Below are 18838 nucleotides of genomic sequence, written 5' to 3' on the forward strand. Positions count from 1 at the left end.
TAACAACATCTGATACATGTATATGGGCGGGACAAATAAAATAGACTCAAAAAAATGGATAAGCCTTTAATCAAACAGCTCCTGCACTTTTTTTCTGAATAAAAGCGGAACGGTGATAAAAAGAAGATAGATCATGGAAACGATCACGATTGCCAAGAGGTCGCCGGACAGCAGGCTTGATCCGAGCGCATTTAAAATGACGGTTCCCGGAATGATGCCACAAGCCGTGGCCGCCAAAAACGACAGCGGCCTCACTTTTGAAACGCCTGCCGCATAGCTGACCGCATCAAAATGAATCGGAGCGAGCCTTAACAGCAAAATGCCGTAAAAACCGTTTTTTTGCAAAAGGCTGCGAACCGCATCAAGCTTTAGGGGCATTTTTTTCACATTTCCGCCGAGTCTATAGGCAACGGCAAATGATAAAAACGCTCCGCCTGCGGCCCCTGCAAAAGAATACAGAGATCCAAACAGCGGACCGAACGCAAGCCCGCCGCCAACGGCGAAAACGGAAGCGGGCAGCAGAATAAACGGCCTGATCATTAATAATCCGATATAAATCAGCGGTGCGAAAGCGCCGAAGGATAAAACCCCTTCCCTGATATGGCGGGGATTCAGGTTCAAATATTTTGCGTTGAACCACAATCCGGCTGACGCTATCGCAATCACCGCCGCCCACTTGCCGAGGGCTTTTTTTGGCATGTCCTCATCTCCCTGATTCATAGGCGATTATTGTCGGCGGTTTTTCCCATCAAGACGGACGGGAGTAGCCAGGTACAGCACCCTTTCCATCAGTCTTGCCGCCTTTACCTCTTCTTTTTCTCCCCTTTGGGAATATGTGAAATGATGCTTCAGCTCATCCGGATCAAAGTTCGAAGAGAAAAACGTCGGCAGCTGCTGGGACATTCTGTGCTGAAGAATCGTGCCGATTACTTCATCCCTGACCCAGCTGGACATGGACTCCGCTCCGATATCATCAAGCATAAGAATCGGAGTGGATTTCACCATATCGAGCTTTTCTTCCAATGACTGGTCATGAATGGCGTTTTTCAGCTCTCTGACAAATTCGGGGACATAGACGAGAATGGACGGGTGATCCTTTGCTGCAAGCTCATTAGCGATGGCTGCCAGCATAAAGGTTTTGCCGACGCCGAATTTCCCGTGGACATAAATTCCTTTTCCTTTTCCCGTCTCGTTATAGTCATGGAAAAATTGCGTCACAAGCTGAAGCACCTTCAAGCGGCTGGGGTCGTCCCCATCAATATCCGCAAATGTGGCATCCAGCAGATCCCTTTGAATATAGATGCTTTTGATTAGCGAACGCTGTCTTTCCCTTTCATCAGCTTTGCGCTTTTCAGGACAGATGTCATACTTGATATCAATCGTTTTTCCGTTCAGCACAAGCTTTGGATAATAGCCCTTAAGCAGATTTTTGCATTCATTCAGACTGGGGCAGTTGCTGCAGGCTTTGCTTTGCTGTGTATATTCATAAAGCTTGTTCAAGCTTCTGTCGATCATATGATCGTCCACTTCCGACTGATGTTGTGCGAGAAATTCCTGAACATCCTTGTCAGAAAGAACTTTTTCTTTCATATCCTCAAGGCGCTTTTTAAAATCAGGCCTTGCCGTCACGCCTTGCAAAGCTCGTTTAATCGGCTCCATAACTCTTGTTCACCTCACATTTAAAGGGCGGAATGGTTTCTCAGTTTTTTCATTTCCTCCAGCAGTTGTTGCTTCTGCTGATCAAAATCTTCCTTGCTTGCCACGGCCTGCTCCCCTTCGGGATGAGCCCCGGAAGCTTCACCTTGCAGCCAATCCGGCAGCTTTTCTTCCCTGATGACTTTTTTGCTGCGCTGCGTTTTCTTTCCTTCCGCCCATTCAAGATACTGACGGTTTTCTTCCTTGGCAAGCTTCATGGCTTCCCTTACCGTCTTCACTTTTTTTCTGGCCCAGTGGGAAGCGATTTTTTGCGTGTAGTTTTTTGAAAGCTTCATATCGGTTTTCAGCATGACATAATAGATCAGGACATTGATGACGCCCGGCTCCAGCTTTTGGTCAAGCATGATTTCCTCGATGATTTTCAAATCGGCTTTGGACGGTTCGGCCCCGCCTGCAATATCCTGCAGCAATTTTCTCGGGGATACCTGTTCAAGGAGCGCGATCAAGTTTTCTTCCTTTGATGACGGCTTTGGCGGCTGTTCATTCGAATAATCACGCAGCCTGAGCGGCTGCACTTTGTCGACAAGCTCCGGAAGCAGGCCGCTTCTTTCGATCTGATACCAGTCGCTTGCCGCTTTTCTGAGCGCTTCCGTCGTGATTGTATCATGTTCATCAACAGCTGACATGACGACGTTTTGCATTTGCAGCGGTTCGATGCCGTACAGAAAGGCGAGTTTTTTGATCGTCTCTTTTACTTGCCCGGTCAGCGCTTTTCTCGGGATCAGCGCCTCAGACAAACCAGCCAGAAACAACTGAAAGTCAAAAGCATCATCCGTCACCTCGACCGGCTTGCTTTGCCCCTCTTTCATCAATTCCTGGCCGTCTTCAAGCTGCATGGCGTCGGCCATATCATCTGACAGCTTCCATTCGCTCGGCTGCACAGCTGCAAAGACTTCATTGAACGAGCGTGTGATATCACGGGCCTCTTCAGGAACGGCAGGATGTGAAAAATAATCTTTCAACTGCTGAAACCTTGCTTTTCCGACGCGGTTGTACAAAAAAACGTTCAGCATGCCGTCTTGAAAAAACTCATCCGGCCTGAGCGGCGGAATCAGTTCATATATAAATAAACGCTCCTGTTCGGTTTCTTTTACATATGTTTTTAACAGACCTATTCCCTCGAGCTTTTCCTTTTCGGCGTAAATCGTTTTCAGGCTTGTCTGCATCGCCCCCATCAGCTGCCTGTGGGTCGAGCTTTTCCCCCATACCCTGTTTTGCTCCAGCTCTCCCCAGAGCGTAAAAAACAGGCTGAGCGGGAAAAAGCCGATCAAAGGCTGGTACAGCAGGGTCACAATTTGCCGGTCCAAATCCTGAAGAAGCCCGTGGCTCTTGACGATGTAAGGATCGACAGGAAGCAAGTCTTTCCAATAATTACTCATATCTTTTGTCAACCTTCCAATTTGTTTCTTGTCCTCATTTTACACCTTTTTTCGGTCTTCATGTCATCCACCTGAAATCTTTATCATGAGAAAAGAGCTGGATCAAGTTTTCAGCTCTTTACCGTTCTTTCTTTATTAAGTCTTTCAGTTCCTCGATAAACACATTGATATCCTTGAATTGGCGGTATACGGACGCAAATCTGACATATGCTACCTCATCGATTTTCGCCAGACGGTCCATCACCATTTCGCCGATATCCTCGCTTTTCACTTCAGAAGCACCTTGATTTCTAAGCTCTTTTTCAATTTCAAAACAAATATCTTCAAGCTGTTTTAAAGCGACAGGCCGCTTTTCACAAGCTTTGATCAAGCCGCGGAGCATCTTCTCCCGGCTGAATTCTTCCCGAATTCCTTCTTTTTTTACGACGATGAGCGGAATTTCTTCCACTTTTTCAAATGTCGTAAACCGGTAATTACATGATTCGCATTCGCGCCTTCTGCGAATCGATCTGCTTTCGTCAACCGGACGGGAGTCTAACACTCTCGTCCCATTATGCTGACACGCTGGACATTTCATTTTTTCAGCTCCTATTCAGTTGTTTGTTTGGACAGCAGGAGCCAGCTTTCGGTCCAATTCCCGATAAACCGACGAAACCATGCTGCGGCTGTACCCAAAATCAGTCGGCAAAAACGTTTCCGTCGATATATTAAAATCTACGGCTGTATCAAAAGGGCGAACCGATACGACGGTCGCCACCAAAAAAGCTTTTCTCGGCTTTGCAACCTCCGCGCTTATTTCTCCTCTTTCTTCCGATACCGAAATGGCGGTGCAGCAGTCAAGCCCGTCCAGCACTTCCTTTACTGCTTCAAGCGCCTGTTTTGCAGTTGCTTTATAATAGCGGCTCTTCAGCTCGTCCAAAGGATGGTGGTCGGATGTTTCGGCATGGGTCGAAAAAAACCCCTGAATCTTTTGGAAAACGCTCATATTCCATATCCCCTTTGTCTTCTTCTCTATATTTTATTAAAAAAACTCTCCATTTCCAAGAGAAAACAAAATAGCAAGAGAATGCCGAATGCTGGAAGAAAGGCCATTTCAAAGAAGCGGGGGCTGGTTTCGCGGAAAAACAAAAAGGAGCGGATCACAAAAAGCGGCTCTTCGCTTTTTCATCCAGCTCCTTTTCAGGCATTAAAGCGCCTGTGCTTTGGCTTTGGCCTGTTTGATCTGAACAGGTCCCATGCCTCTCGGTATTTCAATGTTCTCTCTTGTTTCCGCACTTAGCTCTTCTGCGATGTAATCCGCAGCAATATTCGGATCTAAATCTCCGCAAGTATAAACATCAATGCTGGCATATCCGTGTTCAGGAAAGCTGTGGATGGTCAGATGAGATTCAGAAATAATGACGACCCCGCTTACACCTTGAGGCGCAAATTTATGAAACGCAACCTCCCGCACCTCAGCGCCTGACTTCAGTGCCGCATTTACAAACGTTTTTTCAATAAAATCCATGTCGTTCAGCTTATCAAAATCGCATCCCCACAGTTCGGAGATGACGTGACGCCCCATTGTTTCCATAGCATGGACCCCCCTTAACAAGAATTAAAAAGTGAATTTCCAAGCAACTAAACCGGTCATTTACCACGGGGGAAAGTTAGTCCGGAGAGGTCCTAACCCTTTAAGTAATGCCGAAGCGCTCACGAACTAGAAGTTCACGAAAAATAGTATACTTTGTTTGATTATTTTTTGCAAGGCGGTTTTTTGGTTAAGGGGTTTTTATTTTTTTAGCCGTCCATGCTTTTATTTTATACAGCTGAAGGATGTTTCATTCTCAAAGCGACATATCTGATTAAATCAACGACCCTGCACGAATATCCCCATTCATTGTCATACCATGCAAGCACTTTCATTTTTCTGTTTTCAAGCACCATCGTTGAAAGGCTGTCAATGACGGCGGAATATGGATTTGTATTAAAATCTGCTGACACGAGCGGTTCATCGCACACATCGATGATGCCGGACATTGAACCGGCGGCCGCCATGCGGAATGCCTCATTGATGTCCTCAGCCGTGACATCGCTTTTTAAATCTGCGACAAGATCAACGAGAGAAACGTTTGAAACAGGCACCCGCAAAGCAAGGCCATGCATTCTTCCTTTTAAATGAGGCATAACGAGCGACAGCGCTTTTGCAGCGCCTGTAGTCGTGGGAATGATCGAAGAACCGCAGGCGCGCGCTCTCCGCAGGTCTTTGTGCGGATTGTCGATATTTTTTTGATCGTTTGTGAAGGCGTGAACGGTCGTGACAAGTCCGTTTTCAATGCCAAATGCATCATCAAGCACTTTTGCGACAGGCGCCAGACAATTCGTCGTACAAGACGCGTTGGAGATGATCGCATGGCGCTCCGCATCGAAATCGCCTTCATTTACGCCCATCACAATCGTAATATCTTCATTTTTTCCAGGCGCGGTTAAAATGACCTTTTTCGCTCCTGCTTCAATGTGCGCTTCCGCTTTTTCCTTAGAATTAAACTTGCCTGTAGCTTCAACCACTATATCGATTCCGTGTTTTGCCCACGGAAGGAGCTTCGGATCTCTTTGATTGGTCAGCAAAACCTTTTTCCCGTTTACCGAAAGATGATCATCGCCCGCTTTGACATCAAGCTCATAGCGTCCGTGATTTGTGTCATACTTTATTAAATGAGCGAGCGTTTCCGCAGGATAGCTCGCGTTGATCACAGCTATATCCATTTGATCATCAAGCATCGCTTTTCTAAACACCATTCTGCCGATACGGCCGAATCCGTTTATCGCAACTTTTACCTTCATCAAACAAACACCCCTTATTTTTATGTCATTCCATATCTGTTTTGCTCAAAATAAGTATAACACATTATTTCGAATTAGCCATACCATTTATTCTTTTTACAGCAAATTTGCACACCGTGTATGCGAATAACGGCTGGCTGGCGTTGCGGGGCTGTCGGCGAACGGATTTCCGTATAACAAAAAAAGTGAGTGCGGGAAAATCCGCACTCACTTCTCAGTATGTGACCACGCTTCAAGCAGGCGCTGAAGCTGGTTTTCGGTATCCTCCAGACGGCCGCTGTTATCGATGACGGCGTCGGCTTTTTTTCTTTTTTCATCAAGCGGAAGCTGGGCATGAATTCGATTCAGCGCTTCCTCTTCATTTAATGAATTTCTTTTCATCAGCCGCTCAAGCTGGAGCTTTTTCGGGATCCAGACAACGATCACCTTGTCTGCCAGATGCTCGAGTCCGCTTTCATACAAAAGCGGAATATCAAGAACGACAAACCGTTCTCCGGCCTGAATGGCTTCATCCCGCTCTCTGATCATCGTTTTTCTAACTTCGGGATGGACGATCGCATTTAATTGCATCCTTTTTTCTTCGTTTTTAAATACAAGTTCTCCGAGTTTTTTCCGGTCGATATCGCCGGTTTCAAGCAACACGCCGCTGCCGAATGTCTCGGTGATTTTTCGGTATGCCGGCATTCCTTTTTCAACGGCTTCTTTCGCAATGACGTCAGCGTCAACAACCGTGATGCCGCGCTGCTGGAACATCTGTGCGACAGTGCTTTTTCCGCTGGCGATGCCTCCTGTTAAACCGATGACCAATGTCACGGGCTGCACCTCTTTCCTACAGTTTCCAAATTCCGATCATAATCAGCAATATTCCCGGCAGGAAGGTCAGTTTATCCATCCAATTCCACCTTGATAAGAAACGGCCGGACTGAATGCCCAAAAATACGAATAACGAACTCATAAGAGCGACCGTCAAACTCATCGGAACAGGTGAAAATCCGAGTGCGGCTGCACCGATTCCCGCACCAAAGGCATCGATCGAAAGGGCAAAACCGAGCAGGAAGGCTTCGATCCCGGTGATAATGCCCGACTTATCGATGTCCGCGCTTGTCGGCGTCCTTAAAATGTGGATGACGATTCCGAGCGATTTCAGTTCAAGATTGATCAGCGTTTTCTCCGAAAGGGCCATTTCCTGCTCTTTTTCCGGTCTGAAAAACTGATAAAGCACCCAGGCCCCGATCCCCATCAAAATAACGGCTCCGAGCCTTTCTGTTAAAGCGACCGGGAAAAATCTCGCCAATAAAGATCCGATCATCATGGCCAGCAGCATAACGATTCCCGAACAAAACGCGATAATCACAATCGCTTTAAAAGGAATTTTCAGCTTGCGCAATCCGTAAGTAAATCCGACTGAAAAACTGTCCAGGCTGACGGCGAATGCCAGCAGCAAGAAAGATGCAAACATCATATCCGGTTCTTCCTTTCTGTTGATGCGGCGGTGTTTTTTAGCCTTAGGCAGCTTTTATATAGGCTTCTTATATATATGAGAAAGGAAAATGATCTGTGTGTTGTTCACCTTAAAAAAGAAATAATACACAGAACCGCCGGATGTTAAGCGCTCCAAAAGCGTAAATATCGGCAGCGTGAACCGTGATGCGTCAAGCCTGGACAAAGTTTATGCAATTGTTATTTTTTCTGGCATGTGGCGCAGAAATGCGTGCCTCTTCCTCCGACAACCGTTTTTTCGATCACAGTCCCGCATTTTTTGCAAGGTTCGTCTTTTCGGTTATAGACGAAGAGCTGAAGCTGAAACATGCCGATTTCTCCTTGTGAATTGATATAGGATCTGACAGTGCTTCCCCCCGCTTCAACCGCTTCTTTCAGCGTTTTGATGATTTCTTCATGAAGCAGAGCCGTTTGTTTTTTTGTCAGCTTGTTTGCCGCTGTTTCCGGGTGGATGCCGGCTCTGAAGAGCGCTTCATCCACATAAATGTTTCCAAGTCCGACGACTGTCTTCTGATCAAGCAGCGCGGTTTTGACAAAGCGGCTCGTTTTTTTGAGGCGCTCTCTTAAATACCCGATCGTAAATTCGTCGCTGAAAGGCTCCGGGCCGAGCTGTTTGAGAGGCAGTTCAGTCTGTTCTTCACCCGGTTTAAACAAATGCATCGTGCCGAATTTCCTGACATCGCGGTAGCGAAGCTCCGTTCCGTCCGTAAACGTAAAGATCACGTGCACATGTTTATCCATAGGCTCACCGTTTTGGTGAAGCCCGTATTTCCCTTCCATTCTCAGATGAGAGACCATGGTGAAATGGTCGAGATGAAACAGCAAAAATTTCCCTCTTCTGTCAACTGACTGAATCGTTTCCCCAATGAGTAGCCTTGCAAACTCCTCTGGTTCTGCCGGGCGTTTAATGATGTTTGTCCAGCGAATTTCAACAGATTCGATCGTTTTCCCTATTACAAGTCCGGCTAAAGTGCGCCGGACGGTTTCGACTTCTGGCAGCTCCGGCACATCATCACTCCCTTTTCATTATTTAGCATCATACCATGAAGGCCCTGAGGAATAATCCACTTTGAGCGGCACGTCAAGCTGAAGTGCGTTTTCCATCACTTCCGGCACCAGCTTTTCAAGCTCTTTGATTTCCTCTTCAGGCGCCTCAAAGATTAATTCGTCATGAACCTGTAATAACAGTTTGGCCTGGAGGTTTTTCTCCTTCAGCTTCTCAGCCATCGCGATCATCGCTTTTTTAATAATGTCAGCGGCGCTTCCCTGAATCGGAGTGTTCATCGCTGTCCGCTCGGCAAAGCTGCGCAGATTGAAATTCCGGCTCGTCAGCTCAGGAATGTATCTTCTTCGGGCTAACAGCGTCGTGACATAGCCCTTCTGCTTTGCTTCCTGAACTGTTTCTTCCATGTATTCTTTGACTCCCTGAAAGCTGTGGAAATACCGTTCAATAAACGCGGCGGCTTCCTTCCTTGTAATCCCGAGGTTTTGCGAAAGCCCGTAATCGCTGATGCCGTATACGATTCCGAAATTGACGGCTTTTGCCTGTCTTCTCATGGCCGGTGTGACTTCTTCCTCAGATACATGAAACACGTCCATCGCCGTTTTTGTGTGAACGTCCATGTCATGCGTAAAAGCTTCAATCAAGTTTTTGTCCTTTGAAATGTGGGCAAGCACCCTCAGCTCGATCTGCGAATAATCCGCCGCAAATATCAGCCAATCTTTTTGAGACGGAACAAATGCCTGCCGGATTTTCCGGCCTTCTTCAAGACGGATCGGGATATTTTGCAGGTTCGGATCGGTCGAGCTCAGCCGGCCGGTTTGCGTCAAGGCTTGGTTAAAGCGGGTATGCACTTTATGGGTATCCTTCCGGATGACTTTTAAAAGCCCTTCGACATATGTGGACTGCAGCTTGCCGATTTGCCTGTAATGAAGAATGTCTTCGATGATGACATGCTTATCGCGAAGCTTTTCCAGAACATCCGCTGATGTGGAGTATCCCGTTTTCGTTTTTTTCACGACAGGCAATCCAAGCTTTTCGAACAGGATGACGCCGAGCTGCTTGGGCGAGTTGATATTAAAGGTTTCGCCTGCTGATTCATGGATTTTCTTTTCATATTCCTTCAGCTTTCCGGACAGCTCTTCGCCCATTTTTTTCAGCCTGTCGACATCGACCTGGACACCGATGGATTCCATTTCACCAAGGATATGGGCGAGAGGCATCTCAAGCTCCTCAAACAGTTTAAGCTGCTCGTTTTTTTCCAATTCGTCAAGGAGCTTTTCACGGAGCTCCCAAATCGCCCGGGCTTTTCTGCCCAAATGATCGGCAAGCTCCTTCTCGTCCGGAACCGCCTGTTTGGCTCCTTTTCCGTAAACCGCTTCATCAGTGGAAACGATGTTAAGATGATGTTCCTTTGCAACGCTTGCCACATCATCATACGAGTGGCCTGGATTGATAATATAAGCTGCAAGAAGAACGTCAAATTCGGCTCCGCTCAGCTCAATTCCTTGCCAGCGCAAGGCGACGGCCGCACGTTTTGCATCAAATACCCATTTCTTTTTCGACTCATCCTCAGCCCATTCTTTAAAGCGGTCAGAGCCTAAAGCCGTCTCTTTCGGAATGAAGAACACACCGTTTTCATTGACGATGGAAAAACCGAGGATCGGCGCTTCATGATAGTTGTCGCCAAGCTGTTCAACAACAAATGAAGCCGGGGTAGCCAACAATTCTTCTGTGATGGACTGCTGAATCTTTACATGAATATCCTCAAATGGTTCTTCTTCTTTTTCCACCGGATCTTCGCCAAGCCGTTCCAGCAAAGAGTTAAAGCCGAGATCCTTAAACAGCTTGACGACCGCTTCCCTGTCAAAGCCTTCGTAGCCGAGGCCGTCAAGACCAATCTCAAGCGGGGCATCTGTTGTGATCGTCGCGAGCTCTTTGCTCATCAAAGCCTGATCTTTAAATTCGCTCAGCTTTTCTTTCAGCTTTTTGCCGCTTACTTCATCAATTGATGATAAAAGCTCTTCCACCGTGTGGAACTGCTTTAACAGCTTGATCGCCGTTTTTTCGCCGACGCCGGGCACGCCGGGAATATTATCTGAGGCATCGCCCATCAGACCTTTCATATCGATGATCTGCTCAGCGGCAAGGCCGTACTTTTCCTGAATGTGATCAGGGGTATAATATTCAACATCTGTGATTCCTTTTTTTGTGATGGCGACAGTTGTTCCTTTTGTCGCAAGCTGTGTCAAGTCTTTGTCTCCGGAAAAAATCTTGACTTCAAAACCTTCTTTTTCGGCTGATTTGGCGAGCGTTCCGATAATATCATCGGCCTCGTAGTTTTCAAGCTCATACCTGGAAATGCGGTAGGCGTCCAGGAGCTCATGAATAAACGGCAACTGCTCGGAAAGCTCCGGAGGCGTTTTTTGTCTGCCGCCTTTATATTCTTTAAACGTTTTATGCCTGAACGTCGTCTTCCCCGCATCAAATGCGACAAGCATGTGAGTCGGTTTTTCTTCCTCGAGCATTTTCAGCAAAATCGTCGTAAAACCGTACACCGCATTTGTATGTATCCCTTTTTCATTGCTGAGGAGAGGCAGAGCGAAAAACGCGCGGTATGCCAGGCTGTTTCCGTCAACCAATACTAATTTTTTTCTTTCAGTCATCTTGATCCTCCTAAGAAGCCGAGTTATTAAGCTTCCTTTCGCTTCATCTTCATATGTAGCTTATTTTATTTTAGCAAAGTTCATTTTGAAAGGAAAATCAGAGTCCTTTTTTAGAAAACAAAAAAAGGGACGCGTGATGATCTCGCGTCCGTCCATATGGCTCCTTGGATGAAGGGGTTCACTAATGATCCTATCAACCAAGTTTTAAAGGTGTATATAAAAGTTGTAAAGCCTTTGTAAAGATTGTTCATTCCGATCAATGCGAAGCGCGTTTTAAGCGGACTGTAAATACGGTGCCTTTTCCCTGCTCGCTTTCGACATCGATTTCACCGTGATGCGCTTCAACCAAATGCTTGACGATCGCAAGGCCGAGCCCGGTGCCTCCCGAGTTTCTGCTTCTGTCTTTGTCAATCCGGTAGAACCGTTCAAAAATTCTCGGGATTTCCTCTTTTTTGATGCCGATGCCCGTATCCCTCACCTTCACTTGAACCACATCTTCAAGCACTTCGGCAGAAATCGTCACACTGCCGGTTTCCGGTGTGTATGTGATGGCATTGTTGACCAAATTTAAGAAGATCTGCTTCAATCTGTGCGGATCTCCGGAAGCAACGGCCGGTCCTTCCGGTTTTTCGAGCCTAAGCGAGATTCCTCTTTCCTCCGCTTTATTTTTCAAAAGCATTTCAATCTCCACAAGGATTTCACCGATGTCGCAATCTTGAATGTTCAGGGTGAAGTTTTGCTGCTCGATTTTGGAAAGATCCAATAGATCCTGAATGAGGGTTTGCAGACGCCCGCTTTCTTTTAAAATAATCGAGAGAAATTGTGAGAGGGTTTCCCGTTCGTTCATGGCGCCGTCAAGAAGCGTTTCGGTAAAGCCCTTGATTGAAGTAATCGGCGTTTTCAGCTCATGGGAGACGTTTGCGACAAAGTCCTTTCTCATTTCTTCAAGCTGTTTTCTCTCTGTCATGTCGTGGAACACGAGGACGATTCCCTTCCATTCATCATTGATGCCGATAATCGGAACCCCGTCGACTTCGAAATATCTTCTTTCAATCCGGATCGGCAGATGAAACATCTTGCGGACCTTTGTTTCGGTCATGAAAATTTCTTCAATAAGATTGATGATTTCTTCATGTTCAAGCACCTCATGATAAAAATGGTAAAGAAGCTGGTCCGCCTGAACGTGAAACTGTTTTTGATAGGCGCGGTTCACCAAATGAATATAGCCTTTCCCGTCAATTAAAATCAGCCCGGAATCTATGTTTTCGATCACGGTCTGCAGCCGGTCCCGCTGCATTTCCTGGGCTCTGGTCATGTCCTGCAAATTCTGGGCCAGCATATTAATCGACTGGCTCAGCATCGTCTCATCTTCGTTAAAAGTCCTCGCTTTGTAGTTTCCTTTCGCTAGCTCAATCGCAACTTGGGTTGCGGATTCAATCGGATTCGTGTATTGCGAGGTGATTCTCGCCCCAAGCCCTGCTATGATCAGAAACGCCGTTCCAAGGCTGACGCCGAGCAGAATCCAAATCTTCTGGTTGATATCCGCGAGCGAATCAACAGGTGAAGTGATCAGGAGATAGCCGTGCAGTTCCCCGCGTTCCTTCAGCGGCTGTACATAGCGGAATTTTGCTTCATCATCCGGATTGATTCGATAGCCTCCGCTTTCAACATTTTCTTCTGATTCAACCGCCTCTTTTATAACCGCTTGATCGGGGCTGCCTCCAAAATGAAAAAGGACCTTGCCTTTTGTATCTATCAGTGCTACGGCGCTGTTCAGTTCACGGCTTGCATTTTCCAACAGTGCGCCTTGCTCTTTAGACTTCAGATGATCGGTGTCCGCCAGCGAGGCGATCAAGCCGGCTTCTTTTTCAATATGGCTGCTTAATTTTTCATAGTAGGAAGTGTGAAACAAGTGAACAAGCAGAAAGCCGAGTGAAGCAAATACGAGAATCAAGAGCGTCAGCAGGGCAGCTAAAAGCCGAGTCCGAAATTTAATCATTCAGTTTCGGCTCCTCCATTTTGTAGCCAAGACCTCTGATCGTTTTAATGTATTCAGGTTTTTTGGTGTTTTTTTCAATCTTATCGCGCAGGTGGCTGATATGAACGTCGACAATGCGCGTGTCTCCCGCAAAGTCATAATTCCAGACAGCATTCAACAGAAGGTCTCTTGTCAGCACTCTTCCCTTATGCTTCCCGAGATATAAAAGAAGCTCAAATTCCTTCGGCGTGAGTTCGAGACGTTCGTTTTGAAAATATACCTCATAATGTTCAGGCAGTATTTTAAGCTCGCCGATGATCAGTTCCCCGGTATCCGCCTCTTCAGCTTCATCCTGCTGAACAGGTAGCGTCTGTGTTCTCCTTAAGATCGCTTTGACTCTTGCCGTTACCTCTCTCGGGCTGAACGGTTTTGTCATGTAGTCGTCCGCTCCCAATTCAAGCCCGAGCACTTTATCGAATTCATCGTCTTTTGCGGTAAGCATCAAAATCGGATACATCAATTTCTGCTGTCTGAGCTCCTTGCAGACTTCGATTCCGTCCATTTTTGGGAGCATCAGATCAAGCACAATCAGATCCGGCTTCTCTTCTATCGCTTTTAATAAGCCGGCCTCTCCGTCCATAGCCGTTACGACTTGGTAACCTGACCGTTCAAGGTTATATTTTAGAAGGGTAACAATTGATTCTTCATCGTCTACAACTAATATCTTTTTGCTCATGACATGCCTCCAGGCTTCAGATTTCCCCGACATCTCTATCTCTATTTTATGATCAACAAATGTTTTCACTCTTATTTTAACGAAAGCCTGTCTGTTCGACAATTTGATTTTTCTGTCTTTTAAAATAAACCTTCTTTTTACCCGTTTTCTGTACAGCTACATTCAAGAAATTCGAGATCATTAAAAGATAGAAATGTCCGGGCAGATGATTATGATTAGGTATATGCCCGGAGCCTGTGTTTATGTCTCGATTTTCATTTTTGCCTACTATGAAAAACGGGAAGGCTTTTCCAAGCCTTCCCTGTCCGTTTGTTCTATGAAAGTACCTTCATGACGTTCTTCACGGATTGAACGGATTGATCCAGCTGACTTTTTTCATAATCTGTCAGTTCAAGTTCGATAATCTGCTCAAGGCCGTTTCCGCCTATGATGGTCGGTACGCCGAGATAGATGCCTTCATAACCGTATTCACCTTCAAGGTAGGCGATCGTCGGCAATACACGGCGCTGATCTTTCAAGATCGCTTCAACCATTTCCGTCAGTGAAGCGGCAGGCGCATAATATGCGCTTCCGTTTCCTAACAGGTTGACAATTTCTCCCCCGCCTTTTCTCGTTCTTTCGACAATTGCATCAATGCGGTCTTTTGGAAGAAGCGTTTCAAGCGGAATGCCGCCCGCATAAGAATAGCGGACTAGCGGCACCATATCGTCCCCATGGCCGCCAAGCACAAAGCCTGTGATGTCCTTGACGGAAAGATTCAGCTCTTGAGCGACAAATGTTCTGAATCTCGCGGTATCGAGGATCCCCGACTGGCCAATGACCCGCTCTTTCGGAAAACCGGATTCTTTAAATACGGCATAAGTCATCGCGTCAACTGGATTCGTCAAGACGACGATGATACAGTCCGGAGAATATTTGACGACTTCTTTTGTGACGCTTCTCATGATTTTTTCATTTGTAGCGACAAGGTCGTCCCTGCTCATTCCAGGCTTTCTCGCGATGCCGGCGGTGATCACGACGATATCGGAACCGGCTGTGTCTTCATAATTCGCCGTTCCTTTAATATTTGCGTCAAACCCTTGGACAGGACTCGCTTCAAGCATGTCGAGCGCCTTGCCTTTCGTAGGGTTCTCAAGCTGCGGAATGTCGACCAGCACGACATCAGCCAATTCTTTTTGTGCCGTCAGGAATGCAGTTGTTGCACCCGTGAAACCCGCTCCAATAATAGATACTTTATTACGCTTCTTTCCCATTTTTTCTACCCCTTTTGTTGTTTTTTGTTGATAAAACCTATTGTTGGTTAAGACATGTTTTTGATGAGCTCATCCCCGAACTCAGAGCATTTTACTTCTGTCGCGCCGTCCATCAAGCGGGCAAAATCATATGTCACGACTTTGGAGGCGATTGTTTTTTCCATCGATTTAATGATAAGGTCGGCTGCTTCATTCCATCCCAAATGTTCAAGAAGCAGGACGCCGGAAAGGATGACTGATGACGGGTTGACTTTATCAAGGCCGGCATATTTAGGAGCCGTACCGTGCGTTGCTTCAAATATGGCATGCCCTGTTTCATAGTTGATGTTCGCTCCCGGCGCTATCCCGATTCCCCCTACTTGTGCCGCAAGCGCATCAGAGATGTAGTCCCCGTTCAAGTTCATTGTTGCCACAACGTCAAATTCCGCAGGACGCGTAAGAATCTGCTGAAGGAAAATGTCGGCGATGCTGTCTTTGATGATGATCTTCCCAGCTGCTTCGGCTTCGCTTTGCGCCTTATTGGCCGCGTCTTTGCCGTCTTTTTCAGCGATGCGGTCATATTCGGCCCATGTAAATACCTTGTCGCCGAATTCTTTTTCAGCCACTTCATATCCCCAGTTTTTAAAGGCTCCTTCAGTAAATTTCATGATGTTTCCTTTATGAACGAGGGTCACGGATTTACGGCCGTGCTCAATCGCATACTCGATGGCTGCTCTGACAAGTCTTGATGTTCCTTCTTGCGAAACCGGTTTGATTCCGATGCCTGATGTTTCAGGGAAGCGGATTTTATTAACGCCAAGCTCGTTTTTCAGGAAGGAAATCAGCTTTTCCACTTCTTCAGAACCTTTGGCGTACTCAATGCCTGCGTAGATGTCTTCGGTATTTTCGCGGAAGATGACCATGTCCGTATCTTCAGGGCGTTTGACCGGAGAAGGAACACCTTTGAAATAGCGGACAGGTCTTAAGCATGTGAACAAGTCAAGCTCCTGTCTGAGCGCTACGTTTAACGAGCGGATTCCGCCCCCTACCGGTGTGGTTAAAGGACCTTTAATGGCGATGAGATATTCGCGGATTGCGTCCAGCGTTTCCTCCGGAAGCCATTCGCCTGTTTTGTTGAATGCCTTCTCACCGGCGTAGACTTCTTTCCAGGTGATTTTCTTTTCGCCTTTATACGCTTTTTCAACGGCTGCTTCCAAAACCCTTGAAGCCGCTCTCCAAATATCAGGACCGGTTCCGTCCCCTTCGATAAACGGGATGATCGGGTTATTTGGAACGTTTAATGCTCCGCCAGAGACTGTAATTTTTTCACCTTGTGCCACAATAAAACCTCCCATAATATGTAGTGCATATAGAAAAACATTTGTTTCCCCCGGAGAGGGGGACAAGCATGTTTTTTCATAGATTCATAAGTTCATTTAGCAAAAAGCGTGTGAAGAAGGCTGTCCTTTAAAACCGCGGACAGCCCCTCATTCATTCGTCAGCTTCTTTCTTCAAGCGGAATGAACTTCTGCATGTCCGGCCCCGTGTAATCGGCGCGCGGGCGGATCAGTCGGTTGTTTTCATATTGTTCAAGAATATGCGCCAGCCAGCCTGATACCCGGCTGATCGCAAATATAGGCGTAAACAGATCATGGTCGATTCCTAAGCTATGATAAACCGACGCAGAGTAAAAGTCTACGTTTGGCGGCAGCTTTTTTTCCGATGTGACAATTTGTTCAGTCCGCTCGGAAATCTCAAACCATTTGCTCTCACCGGTTAAATTCGTCAGCCTTCTGCTCATTTCCTTCAAGTGCTTTGCGCGCGGATCGCCCTGCCGGTACACGCGGTGCCCAAATCCCATAATCTTTTCTTTCTTTTCAAGTTTGGCGCGAATATAGGATTCTACGTTTTCCACCTCGCCAATCTCTGAAAGCATTTTCATAACTGCCTCGTTTGCGCCCCCGTGAAGCGGGCCTTTCAAGGCGCCGATTGCGGCGGTTATTCCGGAATATACGTCTGAAAGCGTTGCGACGCATACCCTTGCCGTAAATGTGGAGGCGTTCAGCTCATGGTCCGCATGGAGAATCAATGCTTTATCAAAGGCTTCGATTTCGACAGGCGAAGGATCTTTTCCATTCAGCATATAAAGAAAATTGGCGGCAAAGCCGAGTTCAGGATTTGGTTCGATTGGCTCAAGCCCTTTGCGGATTCTTGAAAAAGCAGCGACAAGCGCAGGCATCTTTGCTTGCAGACGCACCGCTTTCCTGTAGTTCGCTTCCGCATCCATTTGATCTGCTTCTTCGTCATACAGCCCCAATAAAGAAACCGCTGTACGAATGGCTGCCATCGGGTGGACTTTTCGATTTGAGTAGGATTTGAAATGATCAATTAATTCTTTGGGGATGCCGGCATTTTCAGAAAGCTGTTTTTTAAGCTCGGCAAGCTCGGCTTTGTTCGGCAGCTTTAAATGCCAGAGCAGGTATACAATTTCTTCAAAGCTGGCGTTTTCAGTCAAATCATCGATGTTATACCCTACATATGTAAGAGTATCATCAATAATTGAACTTACTGATGATGTAGTTGCGACTACCCCTTCTAGGCCGCGTGTTGCTGTCATATACATCTCTCCCTTTTTTAAAAAATTTCCCCTTTTAAAATTAAACCAAAACCCTGGAGTAAAAACAACGCAGAATGCAATACACCTTCTTTTGGATCTAAAAAGAAAATGCTTACATTAAATCGTTTTTCAAATAAAACAATCATGCGTCTTTATACCCTTCAATACTCCGATAAGCTTAATAAAGATTAAGCATATTTATATTATAAACAATTATCAGACATTTGTTAAATGTTTAACTATAGTTTTTTCAGCTCATTTTTTAGTCTAGCTGTCTTCTATTTACAGACTTTTAGTAGTTTTTTACGGTTTAATTTGTATTCAATTATGTTTTTTTGAAAAAATACGGCTCTGAAATTTTTTCGGTTGCGAAACATATTGAACAAAAAAATCCCCTTTTTTCAAAGGGGATTTAGATTGTTGACAAAATCCTAAAACGGTTTTCAGTTTTAGAATTTTGTCATCCTTTCAGCGTGATTGAAAACCCTTGCAGTCTAGGAAGGCCGAGCAGCGGAGCGGAGCGAATGTTGGAATTCGTGAGCACCGACGCACAGGCCTGACAACGAATGCGAGGGTTTGTCGACACGCTGAATCCCCTTTTTTCAAAGGGGATTGATTCATAGACACTGCAACCCGAACCTATGGAGCAAAATGCTGTACGACCTGCATGACGAGGTAAGCAATTCCCGCGCCGATTAACGGGCCAACCGCGACGCCTTTAAATAAAGCGACTGCCAAAATCGTTCCGAAGACAAGGGCGGTCGTGATATGCGGATCCTGCGCAAGCAGGGTGATGCCGTTTTTGGCGATCAGAGCGACGAGGATGCCTGCTCCAAGGGCAATCCACGCATAATATGATTTCATCGCTTCACCAAGCTGTTTAAATCCGATTTCTCCTGTCGCGATCGGTACAAGAACGGCAATCGTAATCACCGTGACGCCCCAGTTGATTCCCTTTGACTGAATGTAGGGGAACAGCTTTTGATCGAGGCCGATCAGCTTGATCACCAAAAGCACCGATACCGCAATCAGCAGAGACTGGTTTTTGGCTATTAAAGCGATCGCCAGCAAAAGCAGTAAAAATAAATTGGCTTGAGTAAACATCTGTTTCATCTCCATTTTTTTATGACCTTTCTCATAATAGCAGGACTCATGAATAAAATGAAAAAAAGGACACGCTTTCTTGCGGGA

17 protein-coding genes are annotated in these 18838 nt (G+C 46.2%); all 17 read right to left on the reverse strand.

Annotated features, from left to right (window positions below; all coding sequences use genetic code 11):
• Positions 1 to 66: 66 nt before the first annotated feature.
• Entirely contained in the window at positions 67 to 699 is a 633-nt protein-coding gene (locus R5H20_RS17185) for a TVP38/TMEM64 family protein (protein WP_006637958.1), read from the reverse strand.
• Between the two features lie 27 nt (positions 700 to 726).
• A complete protein-coding gene (gene dnaI / locus R5H20_RS17190) occupies positions 727 to 1659 on the reverse strand; it encodes a primosomal protein DnaI (protein WP_006637959.1) in 933 nt (310 codons plus the stop codon).
• Between the two features lie 20 nt (positions 1660 to 1679).
• Entirely contained in the window at positions 1680 to 3095 is a 1416-nt protein-coding gene (locus tag R5H20_RS17195) for a replicative helicase loading/DNA remodeling protein DnaB (RefSeq protein ID WP_095259995.1), read from the reverse strand.
• Positions 3096 to 3213: 118 nt separating this feature from the next.
• Positions 3214 to 3672 (reverse strand): transcriptional regulator NrdR, encoded by a 459-nt coding sequence (gene nrdR / locus R5H20_RS17200; RefSeq protein ID WP_006637961.1) that lies wholly within the window; start codon positions 3670 to 3672, stop codon positions 3214 to 3216.
• 15 nt (positions 3673 to 3687) lie between these two features.
• A complete protein-coding gene (locus tag R5H20_RS17205; protein ID WP_006637962.1) occupies positions 3688 to 4080 on the reverse strand; it encodes a hypothetical protein in 393 nt (130 codons plus the stop codon).
• Between the two features lie 201 nt (positions 4081 to 4281).
• Positions 4282 to 4668: an adenosylmethionine decarboxylase gene (speD, locus tag R5H20_RS17210; RefSeq protein ID WP_006637963.1), complete on the reverse strand. Its 387-nt coding sequence runs from the start codon at positions 4666 to 4668 to the stop codon at positions 4282 to 4284.
• 227 nt (positions 4669 to 4895) lie between these two features.
• Complete coding sequence (locus R5H20_RS17215; RefSeq protein WP_006637964.1) at positions 4896 to 5918, reverse strand: glyceraldehyde-3-phosphate dehydrogenase; 1023 nt, start codon at positions 5916 to 5918, stop codon at positions 4896 to 4898.
• A 207-nt stretch (positions 5919 to 6125) separates the two neighbouring features.
• Positions 6126 to 6731, reverse strand: a complete 606-nt coding sequence (gene coaE, locus R5H20_RS17220) for a dephospho-CoA kinase (protein ID WP_006637965.1) — start codon at positions 6729 to 6731, stop codon at positions 6126 to 6128.
• A 16-nt stretch (positions 6732 to 6747) separates the two neighbouring features.
• Entirely contained in the window at positions 6748 to 7380 is a 633-nt protein-coding gene (gene ytaF, locus R5H20_RS17225) for a sporulation membrane protein YtaF (RefSeq protein ID WP_006637966.1), read from the reverse strand.
• Between the two features lie 218 nt (positions 7381 to 7598).
• Positions 7599 to 8426 (reverse strand): DNA-formamidopyrimidine glycosylase, encoded by an 828-nt coding sequence (gene mutM, locus R5H20_RS17230; protein WP_006637967.1) that lies wholly within the window; start codon positions 8424 to 8426, stop codon positions 7599 to 7601.
• Between the two features lie 18 nt (positions 8427 to 8444).
• Positions 8445 to 11084 carry a DNA polymerase I gene (gene polA / locus R5H20_RS17235; RefSeq protein WP_006637968.1) on the reverse strand — a complete coding sequence of 880 codons (2640 nt, stop codon included), beginning with the start codon at positions 11082 to 11084 and terminating at the stop codon, positions 8445 to 8447.
• Positions 11085 to 11340: 256 nt separating this feature from the next.
• Entirely contained in the window at positions 11341 to 13083 is a 1743-nt protein-coding gene (gene pnpS / locus R5H20_RS17240) for a two-component system histidine kinase PnpS (protein ID WP_006637969.1), read from the reverse strand.
• Positions 13076 to 13798 carry a response regulator transcription factor gene (locus R5H20_RS17245; protein WP_006637970.1) on the reverse strand — a complete coding sequence of 241 codons (723 nt, stop codon included), beginning with the start codon at positions 13796 to 13798 and terminating at the stop codon, positions 13076 to 13078. The genes pnpS and R5H20_RS17245 overlap by 8 nt, the downstream gene beginning before the upstream one ends.
• A gap of 314 nt (positions 13799 to 14112) precedes the next feature.
• Positions 14113 to 15051: a malate dehydrogenase gene (gene mdh, locus R5H20_RS17250; protein WP_006637971.1), complete on the reverse strand. Its 939-nt coding sequence runs from the start codon at positions 15049 to 15051 to the stop codon at positions 14113 to 14115.
• Between the two features lie 47 nt (positions 15052 to 15098).
• Complete coding sequence (gene icd, locus R5H20_RS17255) at positions 15099 to 16370, reverse strand: NADP-dependent isocitrate dehydrogenase (protein ID WP_006637972.1); 1272 nt, start codon at positions 16368 to 16370, stop codon at positions 15099 to 15101.
• A 158-nt stretch (positions 16371 to 16528) separates the two neighbouring features.
• The gene (gene citZ, locus R5H20_RS17260; RefSeq protein ID WP_006637973.1) at positions 16529 to 17647 is read right to left on the reverse strand and encodes a citrate synthase; all 1119 of its coding nucleotides are present in this window, start codon (positions 17645 to 17647) and stop codon (positions 16529 to 16531) included.
• 639 nt (positions 17648 to 18286) lie between these two features.
• Entirely contained in the window at positions 18287 to 18751 is a 465-nt protein-coding gene (locus R5H20_RS17265; RefSeq protein ID WP_006637974.1) for a DUF441 domain-containing protein, read from the reverse strand.
• Positions 18752 to 18838: the final 87 nt, after the last annotated feature.

The sequence above is a fragment of the Bacillus sp. KICET-3 genome (assembly GCF_033261025.1).
Classification (GTDB): Bacteria; Bacillota; Bacilli; order Bacillales; family Bacillaceae; genus Bacillus; species Bacillus sonorensis.